The organism is Kiritimatiellia bacterium (genome assembly GCA_026417735.1).
GTDB lineage: Bacteria > Verrucomicrobiota > Kiritimatiellia > PWTM01 > PWTM01 > CAACVY01.
On the sequence record JAOACR010000007.1, the window covers coordinates 34,322 to 54,967 of the forward strand.

General features: G+C 66.1%; 16 protein-coding genes, 1 tRNA gene and 1 pseudogene. 10 read left to right on the forward strand and 8 right to left on the reverse strand.

Going from position 1 to position 20,646, the window contains the following annotated elements:
• The first annotated feature begins 2 nt into the window (after positions 1-2).
• Genes rho through N2652_02670 form a run of 3 tightly spaced genes read left to right on the forward strand, consistent with a single transcriptional unit; the run spans position 3 to position 3,806 of the window.
• The gene (gene rho / locus N2652_02660; protein MCX7818100.1) at positions 3-1,508 is read left to right on the forward strand and encodes a transcription termination factor Rho; all 1,506 of its coding nucleotides are present in this window, start codon (positions 3-5) and stop codon (positions 1,506-1,508) included.
• A 19-nt stretch (positions 1,509-1,527) separates the two neighbouring features.
• Entirely contained in the window at positions 1,528-3,354 is a 1,827-nt protein-coding gene (locus N2652_02665) for a VWA domain-containing protein (GenBank protein MCX7818101.1), read from the forward strand.
• A 32-nt stretch (positions 3,355-3,386) separates the two neighbouring features.
• Positions 3,387-3,806, forward strand: a complete 420-nt coding sequence (locus N2652_02670) for a nucleoside 2-deoxyribosyltransferase (protein MCX7818102.1) — start codon at positions 3,387-3,389, stop codon at positions 3,804-3,806.
• Here N2652_02670 and N2652_02675 read toward each other — a convergent pair.
• From N2652_02675 to N2652_02685, 3 genes and pseudogenes are all read right to left on the reverse strand, one after another.
• On the reverse strand, positions 3,697-4,398 hold the full coding sequence (locus tag N2652_02675) for an rRNA pseudouridine synthase (protein MCX7818103.1): 702 nt from the start codon (positions 4,396-4,398) through the stop codon (positions 3,697-3,699). The genes N2652_02670 and N2652_02675 overlap by 110 nt on opposite strands.
• A 6-nt stretch (positions 4,399-4,404) precedes the next feature.
• Positions 4,405-4,557: pseudogene (locus N2652_02680) on the reverse strand (S4 domain-containing protein).
• Complete coding sequence (locus N2652_02685) at positions 4,520-4,675, reverse strand: small basic protein (protein ID MCX7818104.1); 156 nt, start codon at positions 4,673-4,675, stop codon at positions 4,520-4,522. The pseudogene N2652_02680 and the gene N2652_02685 overlap by 38 nt, the downstream one beginning before the upstream one ends.
• Positions 4,676-4,832: 157 nt before the next feature.
• Between N2652_02685 and N2652_02690 the strand changes: the two genes are divergently transcribed.
• Together N2652_02690 and N2652_02695 are read left to right on the forward strand one after the other, a co-directional pair.
• On the forward strand, positions 4,833-7,967 hold the full coding sequence (locus tag N2652_02690; GenBank protein ID MCX7818105.1) for a glycoside hydrolase N-terminal domain-containing protein: 3,135 nt from the start codon (positions 4,833-4,835) through the stop codon (positions 7,965-7,967).
• Positions 7,948-9,162, forward strand: coding sequence for a hypothetical protein (locus N2652_02695; GenBank protein ID MCX7818106.1), 1,215 nt, complete (start codon positions 7,948-7,950; stop codon positions 9,160-9,162). Before N2652_02690 ends, N2652_02695 begins: the two co-directional genes overlap by 20 nt.
• Positions 9,163-10,088: 926 nt before the next feature.
• Here N2652_02695 and N2652_02700 read toward each other — a convergent pair.
• The 3 genes from N2652_02700 to N2652_02710 all read right to left on the reverse strand — a co-directional run bounded on the left by N2652_02700 (position 10,089) and on the right by N2652_02710 (position 13,323).
• A complete protein-coding gene (locus N2652_02700) occupies positions 10,089-10,991 on the reverse strand; it encodes a sugar phosphate isomerase/epimerase (protein ID MCX7818107.1) in 903 nt (300 codons plus the stop codon).
• 47 nt (positions 10,992-11,038) lie between these two features.
• Positions 11,039-11,620, reverse strand: coding sequence for a thioredoxin family protein (locus tag N2652_02705; protein ID MCX7818108.1), 582 nt, complete (start codon positions 11,618-11,620; stop codon positions 11,039-11,041).
• 86 nt (positions 11,621-11,706) lie between these two features.
• Positions 11,707-13,323 (reverse strand): sulfatase-like hydrolase/transferase, encoded by a 1,617-nt coding sequence (locus tag N2652_02710; GenBank protein MCX7818109.1) that lies wholly within the window; start codon positions 13,321-13,323, stop codon positions 11,707-11,709.
• A 283-nt stretch (positions 13,324-13,606) separates the two neighbouring features.
• Here N2652_02710 and amrB point away from each other — a divergent pair, with 283 nt between their 5' ends.
• From amrB to N2652_02735, 5 genes are all read left to right on the forward strand, one after another.
• Positions 13,607-15,094: an AmmeMemoRadiSam system protein B gene (gene amrB / locus N2652_02715; protein ID MCX7818110.1), complete on the forward strand. Its 1,488-nt coding sequence runs from the start codon at positions 13,607-13,609 to the stop codon at positions 15,092-15,094.
• A gap of 803 nt (positions 15,095-15,897) precedes the next feature.
• Complete coding sequence (locus N2652_02720; protein ID MCX7818111.1) at positions 15,898-16,827, forward strand: hypothetical protein; 930 nt, start codon at positions 15,898-15,900, stop codon at positions 16,825-16,827.
• 198 nt (positions 16,828-17,025) lie between these two features.
• Positions 17,026-18,144 carry a right-handed parallel beta-helix repeat-containing protein gene (locus N2652_02725; GenBank protein MCX7818112.1) on the forward strand — a complete coding sequence of 373 codons (1,119 nt, stop codon included), beginning with the start codon at positions 17,026-17,028 and terminating at the stop codon, positions 18,142-18,144.
• A gap of 5 nt (positions 18,145-18,149) precedes the next feature.
• Complete coding sequence (locus N2652_02730; GenBank protein MCX7818113.1) at positions 18,150-18,716, forward strand: hypothetical protein; 567 nt, start codon at positions 18,150-18,152, stop codon at positions 18,714-18,716.
• Positions 18,717-18,746: 30 nt separating this feature from the next.
• Positions 18,747-19,133: a hypothetical protein gene (locus N2652_02735; GenBank protein MCX7818114.1), complete on the forward strand. Its 387-nt coding sequence runs from the start codon at positions 18,747-18,749 to the stop codon at positions 19,131-19,133.
• Positions 19,134-19,881: 748 nt separating this feature from the next.
• Here N2652_02735 and N2652_02740 read toward each other — a convergent pair.
• Positions 19,882-20,295 carry a DUF2784 domain-containing protein gene (locus N2652_02740; protein ID MCX7818115.1) on the reverse strand — a complete coding sequence of 138 codons (414 nt, stop codon included), beginning with the start codon at positions 20,293-20,295 and terminating at the stop codon, positions 19,882-19,884.
• A 129-nt stretch (positions 20,296-20,424) separates the two neighbouring features.
• A tRNA-Ser gene (locus N2652_02745) sits at positions 20,425-20,515 on the reverse strand.
• Positions 20,516-20,646 lie beyond the last annotated feature (131 nt).

Genomic DNA, 20,646 nt, shown 5'->3' on the forward strand with positions numbered 1-20,646 from the left:
TCATGTCCGATCAACCGACGATTCCACATCATCGGCGTCGCGGGCGTCCGCCGCGCCCTGCGCGGCCGGCGGAGACGATGACTGCGCCGGAGGCGGACTTCACGCCCGCGCCGACACCTCCTGCGGAGGTCCCGGCACCGGCCGCCGCGGTGGCCGAGCCCTCCACCGCGACGCCCGCGCCCCCGCCGCCCGCCTCCGAAGCGCCGCCGGCGGAGCCCTCATCGCCCCCAAAAACCCCGAGCGTATCGCTCGGCACGGTGATTCGACTGTACGAACTGCAGAGTTGGAGCGTCCCGGAGCTGCATTCGCTCGCGTACGAGTGCGGACTGCAGGATTTTGCGGCGCTGCAAAAGCACGAGCTCATTTTCGAGATCCTGAAGGCTTGCGGGCGGCGCAACGCGACGATGCTCGGCCGAGGCGTGATCGAAATTCTGCCGGATGGCTTCGGGTTTCTGCGCTCGCCGCTGTCCAACTATCTGCCGTGTCCGGAGGACATTTACGTTTCCCCCTCCCAGATTCGGCGTTTTGGCTTGCGAACCGGCGACTTTGTGGAGGGGGAAATCCGGCCGCCGAAAGAGAAGGAGCGGTTTTTTGCGCTGTTGCGCGTGGAGCGCATCAACGGGGACTCGCCAGAAAAGGCGCGGTCGAAGGTGCCGTTCGAGAACCTCACGCCGCTGTTCCCGAACGAGCGGCTGGTGCTGGAACGGCCGGGCGGCAGCATTTCGATGCGTGTGATGGACCTGCTGACGCCGATCGGCAAAGGTCAGCGGGGGCTTATCGTTGCCCCGCCGCGCACCGGCAAGACCGTGCTGCTTCAGGAGATCGCGAACAGCATTTCGGCGAACAATCCGGACGTGAAACTGATCATTCTGCTGATCGACGAGCGGCCGGAGGAGGTCACCGACATGCAGCGGAACACGAAGGCGGAGGTGCTGAGTTCCACCTTCGATGAGCCGCCCGAGCGGCATGTGCAGCTGGCGGAGATCGTGATCGAGATGGCGAAGCGGATGGTCGAGTGCAACCGCGACGTCGTGATTCTACTGGACAGCATCACGCGGTTGGCTCGTGCCTACAACACGTTGCAACCGCACAGCGGGAAGATCCTATCCGGCGGAGTGGACGCGAACGCTCTCCACAAACCGAAGCGATTCTTCGGCGCCGCCCGCAACATCGAGGGTGGGGGTAGTCTCACGATCATCGCGACCGCACTGATCGACACGGGCAGCCGCATGGACGAGGTGATTTTCGAAGAGTTCAAGGGGACGGGCAACATGGAGCTGGGGCTGGACCGCAACCTCGTGGACAAGCGCATCTTTCCGGCGATCAACATCGAGAAGTCCGGCACCCGAAAAGAGGAACTGCTGCTGCATCCCGAAGAGCTGCAGAAGATCTGGATTCTGCGCAAGGCGCTGAACGGTGTGCCGCCGGTGGAGGCGATGGAGCTGCTGATCAATCGGCTGAAGAAGACCCGCAACAACATCGAGTTCCTGTTGTCGCTGCAGGGTTGAGTTGCGGGGGAGGCGCGCGATGGCGTCCGCAATCGCCGGCAACGAATGGCTGCTGCAGCCGCCGAAACGGGCGGCCCGGCAGGCGCTGGCGTGGGCGGCGGTCGCGGTATCGCTCGCTCTGCACTGGCTGGCCGCGGTCGAGATGCCACCCATTCCGGTGGCCTCGCCCGTCTGGACGCCGCCCTCAATAGCGCGCCTGGTGCGGGTCGAGTCGGTTCGGCCGGAGGCGGCGCCCAATCTGTTCGACGCTCCGCCGTTCGAACCTGAACGGGTGGGGTTGACCAGTGTGCCGCCACCGCCCGCAACGCTGGCCGATCCGTCGAGGATCGCGCCGGAGCTTCCCGCCGCGATGCCGGGCGACGAACCCCCGCGGCGCGCGCCCTCCGCGGAGGATTTGCGCGCGTGGATGCCGCGCCCTGAGCGCCTCGAAATCCCCGCGGGTTGGATTCCGGACGAGGTCGCGGCGCTACCGCGCCGGATCGCGCCTCTGGTGGAACGGTCGGTGCGCGCGCCGGATGTGGTTCCCGCCGCGATGCTCGATCCCGCGGTGGCCGCACCGCCGCGGCCAGCGGTGGTGAGAGCGGGGGACGGAGGGGTGGGCCCGGCGGGACCGCCGGCGCCGGAGGCGGTGCCCACGCCGATGGCGTCGCCACCTCCTCCGCCGGTCCCTACGCCGCCGGCGGAACCCGCGCCCGCGGAGCCGGGGCGTGCGCCAATGTTGCCGACGGTGGCGCCGGCCGCCGAGGTCGCGGTCGCCGTCCGTGAGCGCGGGCCGGATGTGACCGGCGTGCCGCCGGTCGAGCACCTGCTGCGTCTGGATCTTTTTTCGTGGGCACCGCCCGATGAGCCCGGTTGGCGGTACCTTCAGGTGGATATCCGACGAGCGGCAGAACAGGTACTGCCGCCGCTGCCGCGGGATATTCTCTTCGTGCAGGACTGTTCGGCGAGCATGACCGCCGCCAAGGTTCGCGCCTGCCGCGAAGGACTCCACGCGTCACTCCGACTGCTGCAGCCCGCCGACCGCTTCAATCTGCTCACCTTCCGTGAGGCGATCGCGCGCTGCTTTGACGACTGGGCGCCAGTCCGCCCCACCGAGCTGGCTCAGGGGGGATGGTTCATCGAGCAGATGGAATCTCGCGGTATGACCGACATCTACGCCGCACTGGAGGCGGTCAAATCCATGCCGACCGATCCGGCGCGGCCGGCGATCGTAATTGTGATTTCGGACGGCCGCCCCACGCGTGGCTTGCAGGACAACTTCGAGATCATTCAGAGGTTTTCGGATTCGAACCGCGGCCGGGTCTCGGTCTTCTCTTTTGGTGCAGGTCAGAACGTGAACCGGTTCCTGCTGGACTTTCTCAGCCAGAAGAACCGCGGGGCGTCCAAAATCGTCCGCGATCTCGCCGCCATTCCCTCGGAGCTTGCGGCGCTGGTGCGCGAGGTCGGCCGGCCGGTGCTGACCGATCTTGTGCACCGGTGGTCCGGCGTCGATGAGACCGATATCTATCCGAAGTTGCTGACCCATCTGTACCTCGACCGCCCGCTCACCGTTGTCGGCCGGGTCCCGGCGGACATGGGCGAGGCGGGCGTGCGGATTTTGGGGCGATCGGGCACCAACGCCTACGACATGGTTTTCGGCCTGGACCCGCGGACGGCTAGAGCGGGCGGTCCAGAAATCCGCGACCTGTGGGTGCGGCAGAAGCTCGCGTGGCTGATCGGCGAGCATATTCGAACCCGTGACCCGACCTTCAGGGATGCGGCGATTGCGCTCGCACGTCGGCTCGGCCCGGCGATGCCCTACGCGGCCGAGCTCGGGCTGCCCGAAGCGCCCGTCCGTGCGGATTGAGGCCGGGCCTGGCGACCGGGAGGCTACACGTCGTGGAACGGAAAAAAATCTATCTGTGCGGTCCCATCATGGACGAGGTGGACGGTCACGCGCGTGCGTGGCGCGAGCGGGCCTTTGAGCTGCTCGGCCGCGAGTTCTCGCTCCTAGACCCGATGCGGCGGAACTTCAAGGATCGCGAGGTGGACAGCGCCAACGAGATCGTCGAGTTTGACCTCCAGGACGTGCGCGACGCCGACATCATCCTGGTGAACTACAGCAAACCGTCCATCGGCACCGCGATGGAGGTCTTCTACGCCTCCCACGTGCTGCACAAGTTTGTGATCGCGTTCTCTCCGTTTCCCTTCAAGGACTGCAGCCCGTGGATGGTGAAGTACTGCACGAAAATTTTGCCTTCGCTGGAGGAGGCCGCCCGCTACATCCGCGAGCACTTTCTGATGCTTCAGCCGCGGTGAGGCCGGCCGCACGCCGCAGCGCTCTGAGCTCTTCCGCCGTCAGCCGGCGCCACCGGCCTGGGGCCAGCCGGCCGAGCGTGAGCGGGCCGATGCGAATGCGCAACAGCCGTGCGACACGCCGTCCCGCCCGTTGCACCATCCGGCGGATCTGGCGGTTCCGGCCCTCGATCAGCTCGATCTCGTATTCTGCGCCGCGAGGGGTGGTTCGGATCGCCCGCACCCGCGTGGCCCGCAGAATCTCCCCTTCCGATTCGATGCCGGTGCGAAATCGATGCAGCCACGGCGGTGCCAGCGGCCGGTCAGTCCACACGCGATACACCTTCGCCACGTGGTGGCGAGGATGGATGAGCCGTGCCGCCAGATCTCCGTCATTGGTCAGCAGCAGCAACCCTTCGCTGTCCCAGTCCAACCGGCCCACCGTATAGAGCCGCACACCGATGTTTCGGGGCAGGAGGTCAAGGACCGTCGGGCGTCCTTGGGGATCACGGCAGGTGCACAGCACGCCCCGTGGCTTGTTCAGCAGAAGGTGACAGTGGGGTTCGGGGCGCAGGCGACGGCCATCCAACCGCACCTCGTCACGGTCGGGATCCATACGCACACCTGGCTCGGTGACGATCTGCCCATTCAGCGTGACCCGGCCTTGCCGGATCCACTCAACGGCGCCGCGTCGTGACGCGACGCCGCATGCCGCCAGAAATCGCTGGAGCCGGACCTCAGATGGTCGGCTTGGTCTTGGGCAGTCCGAGGGCACGGTCGCCGGGCTTCCACTTGCCGGCGCGCATCAGCGCGTCAATGCGCTCGAACCGCTTCAGCACGTTCCGCTTGGCTGCGGTCTTTCCGCCGATTTTTAGGCTCGAATGTGCAGACATCGCTTGAGTTCCCAGGCGTCTTTGAATGTGCAGCCGCGTAGTTCAGCACGGGGCGATCGAAACGTCAACCTCTGCGCCGTCGGCACCGTTGGCGCTTGTTCGCCGTCCGCGGCAAGGATAGTGTGACCGCGGCGATTCCCCAAGGAGTCCGATGCCGATGAACCGCGTGTCCGTTTTCGTGATTTCGCTGATTGTAGCTGGGCGGATGGTCCCCCCTTGCGCCGCAGCAGGCGAGGGGCTCCGTCTGGGAGAACAGGGGCCGCTTTATACCGTCTCCTCGCCGGAGTTGGATCTGACCGACGAGGTGACGTTGGAGGCTTGGATCCGCGCGGATCCGATGGATGCGGCCGGCGGTCGGATTCTCGACAAATCGGTTCCGGGGACATCGCAGGGCTACATGTTGGACACACACCCCGGCAATTCGCTCCGGCTGCTGAACTTGAAGGGTATGTGCCGCTATCCGGCACGGCTGAGCGCGGACCGTTGGATCCATGTCGCCGGCGTCTACAGCGTTTCCCAGCGCCTCATGCGGTTGTACGTGGACGGTCGTGACGTGGCGCGGTACGAGAGCGGTGAGTTCCCCCGGATGAGCCGCAGCGCCGTGCCACTGTGCGTGGGCGCCGATCCCGGCGGTGGCCACCGTTTCCGCGGCGCGATTCTTCGCGCCGCTGTGTATCGCCGGGCGCTCACCGCCGAGGAGCTTTCGGCCCGCGCCGCGTCCGCCGATGCGCCGCCAGTGGCCGGGGCTCTGGGCGATTGGTCGTTTCCGCCCGATTCGCCGCCCGAGATCCGACCGCGCGCCGGCACGCTGGTTCTTCGCCGTGACGCCCTCTCGGCGAGGCCCTTTTCCGGTGAGTTCCGCGGAGAGGCGCCGCCGCCGCCCTTTTCGCTGTGCTTGTGGTATCGGCGCCCCGCGGTGGTGTGGACGGAGGCGCTACCCATCGGTGGCGGCCATCTCGGGGGCATGGTGTTTGGGGATCCGGCGGTCGAGCGAGTTCAGTTCAACGAGCACACCGTTTGGACCGGTCAACCGCGGCTGTACGCTCGCACCAACGCGGTGCAGGTGTTGCCGGAACTCCGCCGGCTGCTGCAGGAGGGGCGGGCGAGCGAGCGGCAGGGGCTGGAGAAGATCGCCGCGGCAGAGAGGCTGGCCGCCGCCGGGCGCGCGGAGGAGGCGCGGTCGCTGAACGCGGACGCGGAATCGCTGCTGAAGGCCGCGCGCGCGAAACAAGCCCAGGCGGAAGAACTCGCGATGCGCGGCTTCATGAGCGATCCGCTTCGCCAGATGGCCTATCAGCCCTGTGGCGACCTGTGGCTCGAGCAACCCGTTCCCGCCGAAGTGGCTGACTACCGGCGCTGGCTCGATCTTGATGGTGCGATCTGCGCGACCGAGTTTGCGGCCGGCGGCGTCCGGTTCCTCCGCGAGGTGTTCGCGTCGTATCCCGCCCGGGCGATTGTGGTCCGCTGGCGATCGGAGCCGCCGGGTCGGGTGGCGTGTCGCGTGCGGCTCTCCTCACCGCACCCTCGAGCAACGGTGGTCGTCGAGGACGCCCATCGTGTGGTGCTGCGTGGCGAGGTGGCCGAGGGCGGCGTTCGATTTGAGGCCCATGCCCACGTGGACGCTCGTGGCGGGAAGGTTCGCGCCACGGAAGATGCGGTGTGCGTGGAGGAGGCCGATGAGCTGGTAGTGCGCCTGGTGGCCGCCACCAATGTTCGCAACTGGAAGGACATTTCCGGCGATCCCACGCAGCTCTGTCGGCAGCGGCTGGAGGCGGTGGCGGGCAAGTCGTGGGATGCGCTGCTCGCCGAGCACCAGGCGGACCATCGGGCGCTGTTCCGGCGCGTCGCTCTCGACCTCGGGCCGCCCGCGGTGCCCGGCCGGCCCACGGATGAGCGTCTGGCTGCGTTCCGACAACAGTTCGATCCCGAGCTGCTTGCGCTGCTGTTCCAGTACGGGCGGTATTTGCTGATCGCCTGCAGTCGTCCGGGCGGTCAGCCGGCAAACCTGCAGGGGATGTGGAACGAACTGCGCAACCCGCCGTGGGGCAGCAAATACACCTGCAACATCAATACCGAAATGAACTACTGGCCCGCACTGCCGGCAAACCTGGCGGAGTGCCAGCAGCCGCTGTTCGATGCGCTCAGTGAGCTGGCCGAGTCGGGGCGTGTCACCGCGCGGGAACACTACGGCGCGCGAGGATGGGTGCTGCACCACAACTTCGACCTCTGGCGGGGCACCGCGCCGATCAACCACGCCAACCATGGCATCTGGCTCACCGGCGGCGCATGGCTCGCGCTGCACATGTGGGACCACGTGCTGTTCACCGGGGATCTCACGTTTCTTCGCGAGCGCGCCTGGCCGGTGCTGCGGGAGGCGGCGCTCTTCTTCGTGGATACGCTGGTGGATGATCCGTTCACCGGCTGGCTCATCAGTGGCCCGTCGAATTCGCCGGAACAGGGGGGGCTCGTCATGGGTCCCACCATGGATCACCAGATCATCCGGCGGTTGTTCCATGCGGTTCTCGAGGCGGATGCGGCGCTCGGCGGTGTCGATCCCGGCCTCACCGCTCGGCTTCGCAGTCTGCTGCCCCGCATCGCACCGAATCAGATTGGTCGGCATGGCCAGCTCCAGGAATGGCTCGAGGACAAGGACGATCCGCGCAACCAGCACCGCCACGTATCGCATCTTTGGGGTCTTCACCCTGGCGATGACATCACGTGGGTCGAGTCCAATCTGTGGGCGGCAGCCCGGCAATCGCTGATCTTCCGCGGCGATGCCGCCACCGGCTGGTCGATGGGATGGAAGATCAATCTCTGGGCGCGCCTGCTGAACGGCGACCGCGCGATGGTGATCATCCGAAACCTGGTCGAACCGGTGCGGCCCGGAAAGGGCGGGCTGTACCCCAATCTGTTCGACGCGCATCCGCCGTTCCAGATTGACGGCAACTTCGGCTACACCGCGGGCGTGGTGGAAATGTTGCTGCAGAGCCATGTGCGCGCCTCTCGGGCCGGCCTGACGGCGGCCGGCTCCGCGGAGGACGGGTTTCTGGTGCATTTGCTGCCCGCACTGCCCTCCGAATGGCGAGATGGCACCGTGCGCGGATTGCGCGCGCGTGGCGGCGTCGAAGTGGACATTCGTTGGGCCGAAGGGCGGCTGCGCGGGGCCACGCTGCGCCGCCCTTCCGGCCGCTCCACCTGGGTGCGCCATGGCGAACGAATTCGCCGAGTGCCCGCTGAAGCTGGTCCGCTCGTTGCGCTGGATGGCGAGCTGAATGTGGCGCCGACTCGCTAGCCTTCTGCTCGGCGCGGCGCCGGCCGCGTTTGCCGGTGACGGGCTTCGTTCCTACCCCTTCCTTTTCGCAGAGGGGACGGAGCTGCCTCTGACGATGCGGCAGGTCAATGAGAATTTTCTGTCAGTGCACCGCCTCGCACTGCGGTCCCTCGGCGACGCGTACGACGCGCCCGCTCTGCGCCTTGTTCACCTTGGTGTGGACGCGCTGCTGTTGCTACCACTCACCCATGAGGAAGCGCACCGGTCGGTGTTGAGCTCGAAGCACATCGGCTCGGTTTCGCAGCCGTGGTTTGGACCGGATGGCACGGCTCGCGTGGTCGGCGTGCGGGATGAGACGTTGCGCGACCTGCGGGACCGCGATCTGCCGACGTTCATCCGGCTGCACACGGCCGGGCTAGAGTCCGACGCGCGGATCTGTCTGGCTGCCGAAACGCTCGCCGCGTGGGGTGAGGAACGTACGGAACTGCTATGGACCGACCACGCGGTTCGCCGCCTTTCACTGATGGGCTATCTGGCGAGCGGCCTGCTGCGGTGGAATCCAGACATCGCGGAGGAAAAGGACGAGCTGGACCGCGACATCGTGGGGCACGACGTGTACGGTGCCGCCCGCCATCTGCATCGGCCCTCGATGCCGTTCCGCCGTTACACGGAATGGTCGGACCTCACGGAGGAGGAGCGACGTTTCGTGCGGCGGGTCGGCTGGCGATCGCTGGCGAATCTCGGCTCGCCGCTCTTGTGGGGGAAAGCGGCGTGGGAATGGACGGAGGGGCGGCCGGTGGCCGCGTCAGTCGCGCACGGGCTGACGCCGTTTGGAGACGCCCTGGAGCTCAGCGTGTGGGGCGCGCGAGTCGGCGCGTGGGGACTGCATGCGTACGGCCGGGCGATGCAGAACCGACGCGCGTGGTTCCCAGCCGCCGGGCTGCGGTGGGCGGATCTTTCCCAGACCCGCATCGCGCTCGCTGACGTGGCCGTTCACCTCTGGCGCCAGCCCGACAACCTTCTGTTCAACACGAGGAGGGGAGAGTGGGGTGGGGCGCTGGAGGCGACCGTCCGGCTTCGGGTGGCCCGACCAACCGATCGCACGGTCCTCCGCCTGGATCTGGGGGTCCTGGCGAAGACGCGGGGCTATCTGCCAGAAGCGACCGGACTCAGATCTGCGGTTCTGCCCCGCTTGGGGTGTTCCCTCGTCTTCTGACTGCGCGGCCGGCACTGCGTTATCCCGCAGGACGCCGTCGCATGGAGGGCCGACGGGTTGGAAACGCCGAGGACGGCACCGTGATCAGGCCGCCTTTCTCGCGTGCTTCGCCTGGCTCCAGTGCGGATCGCTTCCGCCGCTTCGCCCGATCGCCGCCTGCATGTCGAGAGGGCCCTCACATCGGCGAGGGGGTATCGCGGCTGCCCAGCGCGAACGCGATGCCGAACCGTTGAGCCGGTCGTCGCCCGCGCGGGTTTGGACCGGCCATCACCACGGATCGTCGTTGCGGGCCGCGCGATCGCGGCGGCCTTCGCGCCGACAGAACCGGCACCCGTGATCCCCACGTCTTCGCCTGGCAGTGGCCATGGTGGCGCGGTGCGCGCCGCTTGGCCCAACGGGCCGAAAACGGCCAACGAGTCGGTTGGTACCCGCAAGTCTGTCGGTCAGATGTGGCGCGGCAGCGGACTGGCCTCATCGGAGAAAGATTGGGGCCGACTCCCTCCAATCCCACTGCGAGCGTGACTGTGGAAACGGGAACGAGCCGCAAGGCGGTTCCAGCGGTGAGCGCCTACGAGATGCCCCTTCCCCGCGGACCATTTTGGCGGGACGGAGGTCGCGTACGCTCACCCTCACCTTCTCCGCCACAGCGACCAACTGGTCGCCGATGATCAGCGGAGCAGGAAGGGGCGCCACCGCCTCAGCATTCCACACGTGCATAGGTCCATGGCGCAGATGGCCGTCTTCAGACCATAGATGAGGACCTCCTTCCGAAGGGGTGGAGCGCACTGTTGTTTGGCATTCCGTTTGGTGCCATGCCGGGCGGGTTGGCGAACTGACGAGAAGCGCCAGATGCGCCGACCGGCCCCGCGGAGCGGCGAGAGTCTGCAAAGTGGGGGCGCTGGCGAGACGGGCGGCTGAGCGGAGTACTAGGCGCTGGCGAGCCAACGTTTCAGGACCGCCAGATCGCTACGGATCGCCTCGGCGAGCGCCTCGCGGGTTCTTGCGGCACCACGAGCCCAGTCGTATTCGATGTGCAGCGAAAGCGGCGCTTCCAGCGCGAGCTGTTTCAGGCAGGTGAACCAATGGGTACGGCCGAGCTCGCCTTGCCCGAGCGGTACCATTTCGCGGGGCAGACGCGTGTCTTTCACGTAGGCGACACGCACGTGTGAGACGAGCCGTTGAAAACGTGGCGCCCAGCCGTCGCCGTGCGTGATCAGGGCGTGACACAGGTCGAAGGCAAAGCCAACTTCATCCGGGTTCAGCCCCTGAAGCACCCTGGCCATCTCGTCAAGATCCCCACCAACGAACCCGCCAGAGTGGTTCTGAATGACCGCCGTCACACCGAGGCGGCGGTTCAGGTCCGCGAGTTCACGCAAACCGGCGCGGATCGCCTCGATATCGGGGGGCGCCGCATCTTTGGGCACGCGCCAGTAGCCGGTGCGGTACCATCGGATGCCCAGCTCTTTCGCGGTTCGAAGCACGGTTTCCGCGTGTGGCGAGTCCGGGCGAACGATGTGCGTGGTCAGCAGCCCGATTCGGCGGCCGCGCCGGCGAAGCGCCTCCGCGTAGCGCGGCAATTCGTCCGCGGCCCGTTCGGGCTCGATTTCGCCACCCGGTCGCACCGGGCAGTCCACACCATCGAGGCCAGTTTGAGCGGTGAGCTCGGCCGCTGTCTCAAAGTCGAGCTTCAGCTCCTGAAAGACCTTGCTGAAGAGTACGACCGCAGGCGGCCAGACGGGTCTGACCGGGGCCCCCGCGACGGTTGCGGTCGACGCGATGGCAGCTCTTGCCAGAAAGGCTCGACGACCCATCCGCAGCTCGTCCCGCATGGCGCCAGCATAGCGCCCCTGTGTGGCCACTCAAGCTGCGGCGCCGGTCAGACCAGATCGCAGGCCTCGGGCGGCATCCACTTGAACGGTTTGCCCGCCCACTTGATGTTGCAGCCGATCGGGTTCGTCAGCGGCACCCGCACGGGCCGGCCGTTTACGACGTCGTCAAGGGCGTTCGCAAGATCGTTCACGGTCATCCGCGAGGGGTCGCGAGGCTGGTCCACGCCGCGACCGCAGTAGACGAGCCGACGATCGCGATCGAACACATAAAAATGGGGGGTGCGCAGCGCCCCGTAGGCGCGAGCGACCTCCTGACTTTCGTCGCGCAGATACACCCAGGGGAACTTGTATCGCGCCATGCGTTCCACCATGTGGGGAAAGTCGTCTTCGGGCACGGTTTGCGCGCTGTTCGAGTTGATGCCCACAAAACGCACGCCCCAGGATGCAAACCGCTCCGCCGTTGCGCGCGTGATCTCATCCGACCCGATCACGTACGGACAGTGGTTGCAAGTGAAGAACACCACCAGCACCGGCGCATCAGAAAAATCGTCCAGCGACCAGATGCGCCCGTCGGTGCCGGGCAGACGAAACGGCGGCGCTTTCGCGCCTAAGGGCAGTGTGAACGGCATCGCTGACAGCTCCAAAAGATCCCGATCAACATACGCAGTGCACCTCCGGGTGCAAGTCGAGAGCGGAGCGCAACACCTGAGAGGCGTTACTGGCCGCCGGCGCGGGCGAATTCCTCCTCGCTGAGGATGCCGTCGTGGTTTGAGTCGAAGGCCGAAAAACGGCGGCGGCCCTCCACCGGATCCGGAAAGCGGTCGAGGTATTCGTCGAGGGTCAGGCGCCCGTCGGAGTCCCTGTCCTTTTTGCGGAAGATCTCCCGGCGAGCCTCGGCCTGAGGGGTAGGAGGCCGCCGGGCGGATGCCGTAGCGTCAAACGGAGTTCGCGTTTCGGCGGCTTTGCGGCGCGCCTCGCTCGGCGGCAGCGAATCCGCCCAGGCGAGAAGGCGATTGACCAGATTGCTCACGATGACGGGCTCGTGAGCGGCGAGATTGCGGGTTTCACCGGGATCGTCGGGGATACGGTAGAGCTCGACGCCCGACCCGTCATGGTAGGCGAACAGCTTCCACGGACCGGACCGGATCGCGAGCATGGGGGGAAGGTACTCATCGCCCCACACGCGGAACAACCACTCCCAGTGCAGGTCCGTCCGACGCGGGCGGGTGGCGCCGAACCAGATGTCGCTGACGTCCTCGCCGACTCCCCGCTGGTCGGGCGGAATCTCGACGCCGGCAAGCCGGCAGACGGTGGGCATCCAGTCGAGTGCACTGAGCACCGACTCGCGATCCACGCGGCCGGCGGGCACGCGGCCGGGCCAGCGTAGGAGGCCGGGGGTCCGGATGCCGCCCTCGTACAGGCTCCGTTTCCGCGCGCGCAGCGGCCCGGTGGAGCCCACACCGGCGTTCGCGGCATTGCTGATCCGGTAGTCTTCCGGGCCATTATCGCTGCTGAAAAACAGCACGGTGTTCGAAGAGAGGCCGAGCTCGTCCATCGCGTCGAGCAGCCGGCCGAGCTGAGTATCGAGATCGGTGATGGAGGCGGCGTAAACTCGCATTTGGTTGGTCAAGTCCGCCGCCGCAGCGAGGTAGCGCTGCATCCAGGGGCCGAACGCAGGATCATCCGCACGCGGGCAAAGGTTGGAGTACCCCGCGAGCTGTTCCGGGGTCGGCCGCAACGGCGCGTGAGGCAGCAGCGTCCAAACATGGACGTAGAACGGCCGTTCGCGGTTCGCCCGCATGAACGCGATGGTCTCATCCACGATCATCGCGGTGGACTTCGCTCGGAAGAAGGGATCTCGCCGGGCACCCTCGCCACCGAGTTCCGGGCCGTTGGCGTTTACACAGAGATGGACGTCAAAACCGTAGGCGGAGGGTTCGGGCGCTCCCGGCCCGCTGCCCAGATGCCATTTGCCGAAATGAGCGGTCGCATAACCGGCGGCCCGGAGCAGCCGGGCGACGCTGGGTGCAGCGGGATCGAGCCAGTGGGGCATGTGCCGCTGCGTGTTCAGTTCTGGGTCCGAGAAATGACCGTGGATGTGATAGCGGGCCGGTTCGCGACCGGAGAGGATTGCGGCGCGGCTGGGCGAGCAGACGGTGGAGGCGACATAGAACTGCTGGAACCACGTGCCCTCCCGCGCAAGGCGATCCAGCGCGGGGGTTTTTAAATAGGGGTGACCGGCGAAGGCGGCGTCGGCCCAGCCCTGATCATCGGTGAAGACCAGCACGAAGCTGGGCCGGTCGGTCGCTGCAGCGGTCAGGCCGCTCAACATCAACGATTGGAATAACATACAACACGACCAAAGTGTTCGCATTGGTAACTCCTCTGGTCCCATGCTAGGGGCTAACGTTGGCGAGAATAGCGTGAGTGTGTCTTGGTTTGCAATGGTGTGATTGTCGGGGCGACGGCTCTGGAGTAGGGTGGAGGAGAGGCCGGCCGGCGATGCCGCGCGGTAGCTGGTCGGCGGAGGCGGCATGAGAGGACGGTATCGCACCACGGTGGCGGTTGCGCTGACGTGCCTCGGCGCGGCGGTGCGGCCGCCCGGAGGTCGGGCGATGAACACTAACGCAGCGCCGTTCACGTACACATCCACTCTGGCGGGCTCCTGGTACACGGCGGACGAGCGGGAGCTCCGCCGCGAACTGCGCGCCAAAAGGGCGGCCTCGGGTCAGACTCCGGACTCTGCGGTCTTTGCCCTGATTCTCCCCCACGCGGGCTACCAGTACTCCGGTGCGGTCGCCGCGCACGGGGCGCGGATGGTGGAGGGGAGATCGTTTTCGCGCGTGATCGTGATGGGCCCGACGCACCGCGTGCCGATGCGCAATGCGATCGCTACGCCGGACGCAGACGCATACGCCACAATTCTGGGCTCGATTCCGATCGACGTTGAGTTCGTCGGCCGACTTCGCCGCTATCCGCTGTTTCGGACGGTGCGCGGTGCTATGCCGGGTGAGCACAGCATCGAGATCGAGTTCCCTCTGCTGCAGGATGCGCTGGGGGAGTTCCGGCTGGTCCCGCTGGTGGTCGGCCAGCTCGACGATGCGGCGGTCACCGAGGCAGCGGCCTGTCTTCGCGCGGAGATGGACTCCAACACCTTGGTGGTGGCCAGCACCGACTTCACACACTATGGGCCGAGGTTCGATTACGTGCCCTTCACCGGCGCGATCGAAACGAAGCTGCGGGAGCTGGACCTGGGCGCCTTCGAGTTTATCCGGCGGCGGGATGCGGTCGGTTTTCGGCGCTACATTGACCGGACAGGTGCGACCATCTGTGGCCGCGACCCTGTGGCCGTGCTCACCGCGATGTTGCCGGAGGATGCGGAGGTCCGGCTCCTCGCCTACGACACCTCCGGACGGATCACCGGCGACTGGCTGAACTCGGTGAGCTATCTCAGTGCGGCGATTCGGTGCCGCTGGACGCCAAGGCCACTTGAGCGGCCGGCAGAGCCGGCGCCGAAATCCTCGGCGACAGAGGAGGGCCCGCTGCAGATTCCCGAGCCCGATCGCGCGGCGCTGCTGTCGCTGGCCCGGTCCACGATCCGGTTCTACTTTGCCCACCAGCGCCGTGCGACCCCCGCCGAGCTCGGGGTGCAGATCACCCCCGCGATGCGACAAGTGGCGGGTGCGTTTGTGACGCTACACAAACACGGTGAGCTGCGCGGTTGCATCGGTGAGATTCTGCCGACCCGCGCGTTGTATGCGGCGGTGATGGACCAGGCGCTGAATGCCGCGTTCCGTGACCCACGGTTTCCGCCGCTTCAGGAGCTGGAGCTGCCGCTATGCCGGATTGAGATCTCCGCGTTGTCCGAGCCGAAGCCAGTCTCGTCGTGGTCCGAGATCGTGTTGGGTCGGCACGGCATCATCCTCCGGAAGGAAGGCCACACTGCGCTCTTCCTGCCGCAGGTGGCGCCTCAGCAGGGATGGGACCTGCCGACGACGCTCCGCCATCTCGCGCTCAAGGCGGGGCTCGCCCCCGACGACTGGCGAAGCGGGGCGGACTTTGAGGTGTTTGAGGCGGTAGTGTTTGGCGAGTCGGATGCCTGAGGACCGGGAATCTAGCCAGCCGTCGCGGAACGCTCAGGGGCGGCGGCTCCCCAACGCCTGTTCCCTGTGAGAGCGGCCGTTCGGCAACACCAACGGGAGGAGACAGACCGTCAAGGCGGCTGCACTTACCGCAACCACGGTGAGAAATGCGGCGATCCGCGTTTCTTGCTCGCGGCAGGAAAAGGCTTGCGCTGATGCTTCCCTCTCGCGCGGTGAACCATCGGGGGGGCGATCTGACGGTCGCCAACACGCGCGTCAGAGCCCCCGATGCAAGACCGCCGTGGGCGGCGATGGCGGTGCGAGGACGGCCGGATCGGGGCAATCGACGCAAAGCGGCCAGCTGGGTCATCGACCGGAAGCGCCTCCATGGAGGCCAGGCTCTGGAAGCGCAGCGGCTGAGGTTCTCCCAGGCGATTGACCCAGGGCGCCGGTTCGAAGTTCGCCATTAAGATCGAACTCGACCGCGAGGCGGAGCCGACCTGGTTTACCGGAGCGGAGGCGGTGGTATATTGAGGCGAGCGGCCGAGTTCCGGCGGGGGGGTGGCCGGTCTCTCGTCGGGGCAATAAGCTGGAGCGCGAACGACGTGGCGCGCATCGTCGGACGGTATAAGTGTGGGGCCGGATGCAGCCATCGGACCATTGTGGCTTTGCGCAGAATGGGAGGTCTGCCGATGACTGCAATAATCAGCGAGAAACGGCTTTCAGCTCCTCACCGCAGAGCGTGTCCGGGGGCCCCGTCGACTTTGCGGTGTGCACCTTGCGCGGCGACGTCGATCGGCGCGCGGTTGCGGGCGGCTGGTACGGTGGTTTTCTTCCTCGCGGTGCTGTCCCGCGCGACGCTGCCACCCCACTGGCCGGAAGCCATCGTCGGCACCAACTTGCTGCCTCCGATGTCCAGCGCGTTCGATGTCTGGTTGCCGAATGAGGTCGTGCGCTATGAGGGCACGTTCAAGTACCTCGGGACCAACCACGTGTTTTGTTTCGATCTGCGGCGGGTTCGTATGATGGGATTCACGAACATCGTGCGGACTCAGGTTCAAGCGGACCTGCGCATCAACTTTGATTTCGACTTCGCGTACGAGGTGACCATCGTCCGCTTCGATGAGGATTCTTACCCTCCGTATCCGATGCAAGTGAAAAATGCGCACATGCAACTCCTCGCGCTCGGCGGGGCGACCCAGTCCGTCGGCCGGATTCCAGTCCGGGCGGAGTCGCTTTTGGCAGAAGTTTGGCTTGCAGATGAGGACGGAGAGCCTCACCTATTCGCTCGCATTCGCAATTGCGTCTCGCCCGTGTCACAGGGATGGATCGACGTATCGCCTCTCGCGGACGGTCGGTTCAGGATGCAGAGCGAGATCTGGATGCACACGGAAGGACAGCTCAGCATGTGGATGACCAACCATGTGCCCGCCCGCACTGGGCCGTGGCGGGTCGCGCTGCGCGGGGAGGGACGGGACACTCGTGTTCTCGCCGTGGTGAACGAGGTGCTGGAGACGCCCTCCCTGCTGCGGCCGCTGCAGCGGACCTCATTGTTCAGCCAGTTCGCGGGCACGAACTTGCTCTATGGCATCGAATTCACCACCAACTTTGGTCGCACATGGCAGCCGTATGTTCGGTATGACGCCGCCGGAGGGACTCTCTGGTTCCAGCGGGCCGAGCTGGAAAACTGGACGGAGGCGATTCCGGTGAGGACGAATCGCTGGATCCGCTTCAGATCGCGGCCGGCACCGTGACCATCGGTGAGCCGGCAGAACCCCGCCGGGAGACGCTGGAGGTGAAGGCGTTCGGGCGTGACGTCTCGCGTTCGATGGACGAAGCATCTTGTTGCCCCTCGGAAAGGGCCGGTGGACCGACTGGTGCGGAGGAAGGGCGGCGCCCCCATGTTGCAGGAGGCAGGCGGTGTTTGCGTTGACGAAAGGTACGGCGCCCCAATGGTGACCTGGCTTCGGCGGATGTGGAGGGTGATTCTTGTTTTTGCCGCGGTTGTCGGTGGCGCGGCCGAACGCAGGGTGCAGAGCGAAGCCGAACTGCGTGACGCGGTCCGTGCTCTACAAGCCGGAGATGTGCTCAAGTTGGCGCCAGGCGCATATGCCGGCCGGCTGTATGTCCGGGGCGTGTCGAACCTGACCGTCTGCGCTGCGGATTCGAGTCGTCCGCCAATCATTCAGGGTGGCGAGACGGGATGGCAGTTTTCGATGTGTCCCGGCCTCGTCGTGCGCGCGCTGGAGTTTCGCGGCCAGAAGATCAACGGTCTGAACATTGACGATGGCGGGCCGGCCAATCCGCCGGTCTCGGATGTCCTGCTCGAAGGCGTGCGTGTTCGTGAGGTTCGTCCCGGTGGCAACTATGACGGCATCAAACTTTCCGGTTTGCAGCACGTAATGATCCGTGAGTGCGTCATCGAAGGCTGGGGAGGTCAGGCGATCGACCTCGTCGGCTGTGACGACGTGCTGATCCGCGACTGTGACATCATTGGCCGGCCAAGCAACGGCGCGGCCGCCGGGATCCAGATCAAGGGAGGAAGCCGTCGGGTGGTGGTCGAACGCTGTCGGCTGGTGGAGGCGGGCCAGCGGCCGTTGAACATTGGTGGCTCGACGGGGCGGGAATTTTTCCGGCCGGCCAGTGCGACGTGGGAGGCGCGGGAAGTGGTGGTGCGGGACTGCCGCATCGAAGGTGGGCTGTGCGCCGTCGCGTTTGTTGGCGCGGACAGTGCACGGTTCGAAAACAACATCGTGCTGTTTCCGCGGCGATGGGTGTTCCGCATCCTACAGGAGACTCGCGATCCACAATTTCTTCGGTGCGGCAACGTTCGAATTGCGGATAATCGGATTGTGTTTCGTCGTGCCGATCTCCGCGAGGAGGTGAACATCGGACCGGGCACCGCGCCGGAGACGTTCCGATTTGAACGAAACTGGTGGTTTGCGGAGGACCGGCCGGAGGACTCACTGCCTCGGCTGCCTGTACCGGAGCATGACGGGGTGTATGGGCGGGATCCCCGGCGTGAGGTTCCGGCCGCGCAGGAGCGCGGGCGAGATGAGGTAAAGGAGTGAAAACGGTGTCGACAAGGGGATTGACGAGGCGGGAGTTTCTGGCCGCCGCGGCAGTGGGCGCAGCCGGACCCGAGGGGGATCGCGGCGAGCATGCGGCGCGATCGGAGTCGCGCATCTCCTACTACTGCGACGGCGAACTGCGTATCGGTGTGCCGGGCCGAAGCGCCGAACGGGTGGTCACGTCCGGGCACTGGGACTTCAAGCCGTCCTGGTCGCCGACGGGCGGACTGCTGGTCGGCTTTCGGCGTTTGAGGGACGACCGTGTGGTGGCAAACTGGAAGACTGCGATTCTGGTGGTGAAGGTCGACGGGACCGGCCTTCATTTTCTGAGCGATGGAACCCATACCGACTTCAATCCCACCTGGACGCGGGACGGGACAAGCACGCCGGTCTGGAACCGAAAGAATGAAGCCACTGGCGGGTACATCGTGATGCGCAGTCGGGTGGGGGGCCGCGCTGGCGAGGAGCAGGCGATCACGGACCGACGTGTGACCACCTGGGTACATTCGGCACTGCGGGATGGCCGACTGCTGGTCGCTGCCACCCCTCCTCGTCTGGGCCGCGGGTACTAACTTCTTGAATACACAGATCGAACAGAACCCGTGTATGAACCCATTGAGTGCGCACTGGCGAAGGACGGGCTGCTGGATCGAATCAGCGTTTCGCCTGACGAGCGATTGATCTGTTTCGAGTACCAGTCCTTTTCCCGGGGGCGGTCAATGGCGGGTCGGACGCTGTACATTGCGGAGTTCGACGCGCCGCGGCGTCGGGTCGACCACCCGAAACCGTTTGCGAACGAGGATGGCCGGCCCTTGTGGTTTGCGTATCCGCGGTGGCTCCCTGATCAAAGCGCAATTGTCTATCACGCCGGCCCGTTCGGCCGTTGTCAGCTGTATTTGTATCGCCTGCGGTACGGTTCGACGGAACGGATTTCCGAGCACGCGACCGCCGACTACCGCTATCCCCACGGCGAAGCGGCTCCCTGCTGATCCCCGCGGAGCGTTTTCCGGAAGCGTCCCGCTTGGACGGGAGAGGGATTTCGCCGGATGCGGCGCGGAACGCGCAGTGAGGGGGCGGCCACGCGAGGGTGGTGGAGCGTCCCCCTGCAAAGGTGCACGACGTTGGCCCGGCGGGACCTGCCGCGGGGTGGACAAGAAAAGGGGTGTGTGTTTGGGCAGCCTCCCACGTGCCGACCTCCACGTTGACCCACCAGCGGAACCGCATCTTGAGGAAGTCACGCGCTGGCGCGTTGCCGGCGGAACGAACCCAGCGGAAACGAGTTTTTCTCTGCTTTGCGGGCAGCAGGGTTGCCGCGATGACCGGCGCATCGGGAGGGTCGATTGAGGGTGCGGCCGCAGGAACAGGAGCGGGACAAGGAGACGTTGGACCCGTGGGCGCCGGCGGATCGAAGCACTCCATGTGGGTTGTCATTCGCGGCGCTGCACGCAAGGCGGGCGTCGGAGGAGCGATTTTCAGGCCGGCGGACCATCGTCATCAGGGCGGCGGCGCGGAGGGCGGGGATCTTCTGTGCACTGTTCCAATTGAGGCTCAAGGCGCTTGCCACGTACGCGGCTCTGCTGAAACAGACTGCGGTTGAGATTCTTCCCGATGTGCGCCGTGGGACGGCGGGGACGGAAGAATCCACAGCTCCCGTTCCTGCGGCGGGGAGGCGACGCGTCCGGCGAACGCAATGGGCCGGCGGCGTGTTGCCTTCCGGCATGTCGTTGCTGATGTTGTTCAGGGGGGCGGGGCCGCCGGGATTGATTTCTTGTTTGGTGGGATGAGCCGCCAACTTGCGACGATGATCAGCCCGAACAGTGTGTAGGCGATCGCAAAAGTAATGGGCGACGCGTCGAAATAGATGAAACGGCCGATCCAGTCGTACAAAAAAGAACGTTGGTATCCCGGCTGCCCTGCGACGCGGCGCAAGCGGTCTTCCCAGACGGTGAGAGGGCAGGGCAGTCCGAGCCAAGCCTCGAGCGTGACGAAAGCGATCGCGCCCAGGTGGAGGAGCCGGAAGCCCCGGTGACGGACCCACCGCCATCTCCACCAGCCGCCGATCAGGATCAAAAGCTGGCCGCCGACGATAAAGGCGATGTAGCCGAAGTGCAACACCAGTATGAGATCTGCGAGGATCGCGGCCGCCTTCATCGGGAAGCCGCAAGGGGTTCGGTCGGGTTCGCGCCCGGCTCGCCAGCCAATCGCGCCTGAGCCCGACCGGCGTGCCGCCACCGGCGGTCGGAGGCCAGGCGGAACACCTCATGGTGGCAAGGAAGGAGATGGCGGAGAGGGTGGGATTCGAACCCACGGTCCCCTTTTGGGGGACACACGCTCTCCAGGCGTGCCCAATCAACCACTCTGGCACCTCTCCGCGTGACGGATCCGAAGCAAGCTCACGAGTGCCGCACCTCGCCCCGCGGGGGGGCAGGTCCGCACAGGCTGGCATGCGGCACAGGGCATGGCCCAACGCCGCACCGGACGCTATCAAAGCCGTACCAGTCG